Raw genomic sequence first — 6493 nt, forward strand, 5'->3', positions numbered from 1 at the left:
TGTTCCTGGTCCAGCGNGCGCCTGGCGCTGCTCGGCGACGGCATCGGCCACGTCGCGCTGACCGGCGTCGCGCTGGGGTACCTGACCCAGACCTCGCCCCTGCTGACCGCCCTGGCGGTGTCGGTGGCGGGCGCCGCCGCCATCGAGCTGATCCGGGTGCGCGCCCGCACCGGCGGCGACGTCGCGCTGGCCCTGCTGTTCTACGGCGGCATCGCCGGGGGCGTGCTGCTGATCGGCCTGGCCCCGCGCGCCAACAGCGCCACCCTGACCGGCTTCCTCTTCGGGTCGGTCAGCAGCGTCGGCGAGGAGGACGTGGCGGTGGTGGTCGCCCTGGCCGCCGTGGTGCTCGCGGTGGTCGGCTTCTTCTGGCGGGAGCTGTTCGTGCTGTGCCAGGACGAGGACACGGCCCGCGCCGCGGGGCTGCCCGTGCGCCTGCTGAGCCTGGTGATCGCGGTCACCGCCGCGCTGACCGTGGTGGTGTCCATGCGCGTGGTGGGGGTTCTCATGGTCAGCGCGCTCATGGTGGTCCCGGTGGCCGCCGCACAGCAGCTGGCGCGCAGCTTCCGGGTGACCGCGCTGCTGGCCATGGCGATCGGCCTGCTCAGCGCCCTGGGCGGGCTGACCGGGGCGTTCTATGTGGACGTGGCGCCGGGCGCGGCCATCGTGCTCCTGGCGCTGGCGGTGTTCGCCGCCGCGGTGGCGGGCGGGTACGCGGTGCGCGCCGCGACCGGGCGGGCGCGCGTGCGCGCGGCCGGGTCCTCCCCCGGGACGGACGGCGCCGGTACGGTCGGTACGATGCCCCAGACCGAACGGGGGAGCGTATCCAGGTGAGTACACGACGCGAGGCCGTCAAGCAGGCCCTGAACGAGGCCAGCGGGTTCCGCAGCGCGCAGGACCTCTATGCCGACCTGCGCGCCGAGGGGTCGAAGATCGGCCTGACCACCGTCTACCGGGCTCTGCAGGCGATGAGCGACTCCGGTGAGGTGGACGTCCTGCGCACGGACGAGGGCGAGGCGGTGTACCGCGCCTGCGTCACCGACGCCCACCATCACCACCTGGTCTGCCGGACCTGCGGCCGCGCGGTGGAGGTGGAGGGCCCGACCGTGGAGAAGTGGGCCGAGTCGGTGGGCGCCCAGCACGGGTTCACCGACGTGACGCACACCGTCGAGGTCTTCGGCACCTGCGCCGACTGCTCCGCGCGCGGCCGCGCCTGAGAGGCCGCTCAGAACCGGCGAGGGGCGTGCTCCGTTCGGAGCACGCCCCTCGCCGGTTCTACGGGCCCAGGGGTCTTTCCCGGGTCGGGTCCGTAGCGAGCGGCCTCCAGGCGCGGTCATCGCGAGGCCGCTGTGCTCCCCGAGGCGCGGGAGCGGGCCGGGGCGCGCCGCCGACTGATGGGAACACGGCGGGGTGTGCCCGGACCGCCGCGCCGGAGGGCCCGTCCCGGGAGGCGCCCTCTAGCGCAGCGGCTCCAGGTCCGGGCGCTTCGGGGTGAGGCCGTCGCCGGAGGAGCGGCCGGTCAGCCGCCGCCCGATCCAGGGCACCAGGAACTCCCGCGCCCAGTGCAGGTCCTCCTGCCGGGCCGCGCGCCAGTCCTTGGGGGCCTCGGGCGGCCACGGGGCGTCCCACCCCGGCTCGACCTCCAGGCCGAGCAGCTCGGCCGTGCGCAGCGCCAGCCGGCGGTGGCCCTCCGGGGACAGGTGCAGCCGGTCCCAGCTCCAGGCGCGCGGGTCCTGCAGCATCCGCATCGCCCACAGGTCCACCACGGTGCAGTCGTAGCGGTCGGCGATCGCCCGCAGGTGCATGTTGTAGGTGGCCACCTTGCCCCGCAGGTGCCGCATGACCGGCTGGAACCCGGTGTCCATGCCGGTGAACAGCACCACGTGGGCGCCGGTGGCGTGCAGCCGCTGCACCGCCCCTTCGAAGACCTCGGCGACCTGGTCCGGGTCGCCGCCGGGGCGGATGATGTCGTTGCCGCCGGCGCACAGGGTCACCAGGTCCGGCCGGAGCTCGACCGCGCGCGGCAGCTGGTCGCGCACGATCTGCCGGACGAGCTTGCCGCGCACCGCCAGGTTGGCGTAGCGCACCTCCGGCCCCGCCTGCGCCAGGTGCTCGGCCAACCGGTCGGCCCAGCCGCGGAAGCGGCCGTTGGGCGTGCGGTCGCTGTCCGGATAGGGATCGTCCAGGCCCTCGGTGAAGCTGTCACCGAGGGCCACATAGGAGATGATGTCCTGCCCAGTCTCGAAGCCGCTCATGGCTCGATGATGCCCCTCGGACCCCTGGTTACGCGACAGTAGGTTACGAGTCAGCGCCCATTTGTAACGGCCGTCACGGTCCCCGATCCACTCGCCCGGTCACGGTGCGTCACGGGCTCGGCCGGGCGCACCGCCGAGCGCGCCCCTGAGCCGCCGATCCCGCGCTCAGCGGTCGGCGGGGGACTGCGGCCGCAGCGGCAGCGCGTCGGGGCGCTTGGGCCGCACGCCGTCGCCGGAGGAGCGGCCGGTCAGCCGCCGCCCCACCCACGGCACCAGGAACTCCCGCGCCCAGCGCACGTTCTCCCGCGCCGCCTCGGCGCGGCCCTCGGCGGCCGGGGCGGGGGGCCACGGCTCGTCCCCGGACCCCTCGGCCGGGACGCCGAGCACCGCGCACACCTTCAGCGCCAGGCGCCGGTGCCCCTCGGGCGACATGTGCAGGCGGTCGTCGTCCCAGGCCCGCGGGTCGGTGAGCGCGGCCATGGACCACTGGTCGACCACGTGGCAGCCGTGCCGGTCGGCGATCGAGCGGATGTTCAGGTAGAAGCGCGCGAAGTGCCCGATCCGGGCCCGCATATAGCCGCCGGAGACGTTCACCCCGGTGAACAGCACCACCTCGGCGCCCTGGGCCCGCAGCCGGCGCACGGCGTGCTCCAGGATCCGCGCCAGGGCGTCGGGGTCGGCGCCGGGGCGCAGCACGTCGTTGCCGCCGGCGCACAGGGTGACCAGGTCCGGCTCCAGCTCCAGCGCGCGCGGGAGCTGGTCGGTCACGATCTGCCGGATGAGCTTGCCGCGCACCGCCAGGTTGGCGTAGCGCACCTCGGGCACCGCGCCGGCCAGGTGCTCGGCGAACCGGTCGGCCCAGCCGCGGAAGGCGCCGTCGGCGCCGGGGTCGCCGACCCCTTCGGTGAAGCTGTCCCCGACCGCCACGTAGGTCAGCGGCGAGCGCGCGAGCAGCCCCGCCGCCGTCCCGGCGGCCTCGTCGTTCCCGCTCATTCGGCCTCCTCCTTCGGCTTCGCGGCTCCGGCGGCGTCCGGCTCCGCCGCACCGGAGGGCCCGGGCAGCGGGTTGGGCTCGGCTCCGCCGTAGCGGCGGTCCCGCGAGGCGTAGACCTCGCAGGCGTGCCACAGGTGGCGGCGGTCGAAGTCGGGCCAGAGCGTGTCCAGGAAGACGAACTCGGCGTAGGCCGACTGCCAGAGCAGGAAGTTGGAGAAGCGCTGCTCGCCCGAGGAGCGCAGGAACAGGTCGACGTCGGGCACCCCGGGCTCGTCCAACCGGGCGGCGAAGTCGGACTCGGAGATCTTGGCGGGGTCGATCCGCCCCTCGGCCGCGGCGCGCGCCAGTTCGGCGGCGGCGTCCACGATCTCGGCGCGGCCGCCGTAGTTGACGCAGAACTGCAGGGTCAGCGCGGTGTTGTCGCGGGTCATCTCCTCGGCCTCCTCGAGCTCGGAGATGACGCTCTTCCACAGCCGCCCGCGGCGCCCGGCCCAGCGGACCCGCACGCCCATGGCGTTCAGCTCGTCGCGGCGGCGGCGGATGACGTCGCGGTTGAAGCCCATGAGGAAGCGCACCTCCTCGGGCGAGCGCTTCCAGTTCTCGGTGGAGAAGGCGTACGCCGACAGGTAGGGGATGCCCATCTCCAGGGCCCCCTCGACGACGTCGAACAGGGACCCCTCACCCGCCTTGTGCCCGTCGGTGCGGGGCAGGCCCCGCTCCTTGGCCCAGCGGCCGTTGCCGTCCATGACGATGGCGACGTGCTTGGGGACCACGGCCTTGGGCAGTACCGGCGGACGCGCCCCGCTGGGGTGCGGCGACGGGGGCGCATAGCCCCGGCCGGACTTGGACGCGGACGGGTTGAACAGGCTCACGAACGCTCCACTAGGCGCAGGGATCGGATTCCGTTTTCCAGGTGCCACTGCAGGTAGGCGGCGACCAGGCCGCTGCACTCGCTCCGGTGCCGCTCCGTGCTGGCGTCGGCCGTCGGCCAGTCCCCGCCGAGCAGCGCCGCCATCAGGCCGAAGGTCTCCGGGGCGGGGTTGACCGACCCGTGCGGGCGGCACACCCCGCACACCGCTCCCCCGGCGTGCACGGCGAACCCGCGCGGCTCGGCGCCGCNAGCGCGGGCGCGTACCCGGCGACGGCCAGCGACCGCAGCAGGTAGGCGTCGAGCACCAGACGGGGCTCGTGCACCCCCTCGCCCAGCGTACGCAGCGCGCCGATGAGCAGGAGGAACTGGCGCAGCGCCGGGTCCTTCTCGACGGCGACCACCTTCTCCGCCGTCTCCAGCATCGCGGTGGCGGCGGTGTAGCGGGCGTAGTCGGCGACGATGCGCTCACCGTAGGGGCGCAGCGTCTCGGCCTGGGTGATCACGTCGAGGGTGCGCCCGGTGTAGAGCTGCACGTCGACGTGGCTGAAGGGCTCCAGCCGGGCCCCGAAGCGCGACTTGGTGCGCCGCACCCCCTTGCCGACCGCGCGCACCAGCCCGGTGCGCCGGGTCAACAGGGTCACGATGCGGTCGGCCTCCCCCAGCTTCTGGGTGCGGAGGACGACCCCCTCGTCGCGGTAAAGGCTCACCTTCCCATTGTCGCGGATGCACGGCCCCCGACCGACCGGATGGGCCCACACGCGCAGAGCGCCCCGCCGGCCGGGCCGGCGCCCCCTCGGCGACAACCCCCGCAACCTGCGGAAACCCCCTCCATATCGGCAAATCGGGAATATTGCTCTACGATCACGCACACCCCGCTACCCACCCGATCGACGGGAGGACCCGATGGGACGAGGACGCCGAAGGCACGGCCCCCGCGGGGGCCGCGACCGCCGCGCCCGCGATCCGCACCGCGCCCCGGAGCGCGCCCCGCGCCGCACCGCGGCCGGGCGCACACCGCGCACCGGACGCCGTGTGCTGCTGGCGTCGGTGCTGGCGCTCCCGGTCGGCCTGGGAACGGCCGCCGCGCTGGTGCTGGCCACCTCGGCCGGGCCGGGACTCACCTCGCAGGCCACCGCACCCGGCGCAGGCGCCGGGGCCGACAACGGCCTTCCGCCCGCCGCGGACGACTTCTTCGCCGGGTCCGGGCAGGACCCGGACACCCAGGGCGGCGCCGACGGCGGCGGGACGGCCGGCTCGGACGGCGCGAACGGCGGGGACGGCCCGGCCGAGGGCTCGGCCTCCGGCGAGGACAGCGTCCGCCCCTCCGAGGAGCCCGCCGACGGCGGCGACGGCGACCGCGAGGGCTCCTCGTCCGGTTCCTCCGGCGGTTCCGGGGGCTCCGAGGACTCGGGGAGCTCCGGCGGTTCGTCCTCCGGCCCCTCCGCCGCGGGATCCGCGGCGAGCGGCGGCGTGGTGGCGCTGACCAACGATGAGCGCGCGGACGCCGGGTGCGGCCCCCTTCAGGTCGACGCCAAGCTCACCCGGGCCTCAGAGGACCACAGCGCGGACATGGCGCGGCGCGACTACATGGCCCACGAGACGCCCGAGGGCGTGGGCCCCGCCGAGCGGGCCGAGAAGGCCGGCCACACCGCCTGGGGCGGGGAGAACGTGGCCGCGGGCTACACCTCGGCCGAGGCGGTCATGGACGGCTGGATGAACAGCGAGGGCCACCGCAAGAACATCCTCAACTGCGATTTCACGACCATCGGTGTCGGCGAGGTCGACGGCTACTGGACCCAGAACTTCGGCTACTCCTGACGCCGACGCCGCCGGTCCGCGCCGCAGTGGTTCCGGACTTCCCCACTTCCCCACAGCCCGGCGCCTCGGCGAGGCGGCACGGAAGGTACCCCGCTTCAGCACCCCGGCCGGGCGGCGGGCCGCCGCCGGTCGAGCGAGGTGGAGGGCGACGACAGGACGGCTGGTGCCCCGCTCAGGGCTGCTTGCCGGGCGGCGGGCGGCCGGGGTGCCAGGGAGATGGCGGCAACGACGAAACGGGGCGGTTCCGCGGTGCTGCCGGTCGGCCGCGAGGTCTCTGCGGCCCCGGCGATGAGCAGCGGCGACGGCACGGCTGGTGCCCCGCTCACTCGCCGCGGCCGGATGCCCGCGCACGGCCGGTACCGGCGATGAACAGCAACGACGGCTCAGCAGGTACCCCGCTCAGGGATGCTTGCCGGGTGGCGGGTCGCTTCAGCGCAGGGAGACGGGCAACAACGACAAGGCGCGGCGGTTCCCCGGCCCTGCTCGTCGACCGCCCGGCCTCTCACGCTCCCGGAACAGCGGCAAAGACGGCCCGGCAGGTGCCCCGCTCAGGGCTGCT

Annotated in this window: 6 protein-coding genes and 1 pseudogene; 3 read left to right on the forward strand and 4 right to left on the reverse strand. The window is 74.9% G+C overall.

Annotated elements, in window-relative coordinates; translation table 11 throughout:
- Positions 1–831: metal ABC transporter permease (locus tag D450_RS29075; protein ID WP_017536655.1), on the forward strand; the 831-nt coding region annotated here is incomplete at its 5' end.
- Positions 828–1214: a Fur family transcriptional regulator gene (locus D450_RS0100160; protein WP_017536656.1), complete on the forward strand. Its 387-nt coding sequence runs from the start codon at positions 828–830 to the stop codon at positions 1212–1214. The genes D450_RS29075 and D450_RS0100160, both read left to right, overlap by 4 nt.
- A 240-nt stretch (positions 1215–1454) precedes the next feature.
- Here the strand turns inward: D450_RS0100160 and D450_RS0100165 are convergent, their stop codons facing one another.
- The 4 genes and pseudogenes from D450_RS0100165 to recO form a co-directional block, all read right to left on the reverse strand.
- Entirely contained in the window at positions 1455–2252 is a 798-nt protein-coding gene (locus D450_RS0100165) for an SGNH/GDSL hydrolase family protein (protein WP_017536657.1), read from the reverse strand.
- Between the two features lie 165 nt (positions 2253–2417).
- On the reverse strand, positions 2418–3245 hold the full coding sequence (locus D450_RS0100170; protein WP_017536658.1) for an SGNH/GDSL hydrolase family protein: 828 nt from the start codon (positions 3243–3245) through the stop codon (positions 2418–2420).
- Positions 3242–4117 (reverse strand): isoprenyl transferase, encoded by an 876-nt coding sequence (locus tag D450_RS0100175; protein ID WP_017536659.1) that lies wholly within the window; start codon positions 4115–4117, stop codon positions 3242–3244. Before D450_RS0100175 ends, D450_RS0100170 begins: the two co-directional genes overlap by 4 nt.
- Positions 4114–4985 (reverse strand): annotated as a pseudogene (recO, locus tag D450_RS29080) (DNA repair protein RecO). The gene D450_RS0100175 and the pseudogene recO overlap by 4 nt, the downstream one beginning before the upstream one ends.
- A gap of 34 nt (positions 4986–5019) precedes the next feature.
- Between recO and D450_RS0100185 the strand changes: the two are divergent.
- Positions 5020–5934 carry a CAP domain-containing protein gene (locus D450_RS0100185; protein ID WP_152520765.1) on the forward strand — a complete coding sequence of 305 codons (915 nt, stop codon included), beginning with the start codon at positions 5020–5022 and terminating at the stop codon, positions 5932–5934.
- The last annotated feature ends 559 nt before the right edge of the window (positions 5935–6493 follow it).

Source organism: Nocardiopsis halophila DSM 44494, assembly GCF_000341245.1.
In the GTDB taxonomy this organism is placed as follows: Bacteria; Actinomycetota; Actinomycetes; order Streptosporangiales; family Streptosporangiaceae; genus Nocardiopsis_A; species Nocardiopsis_A halophila.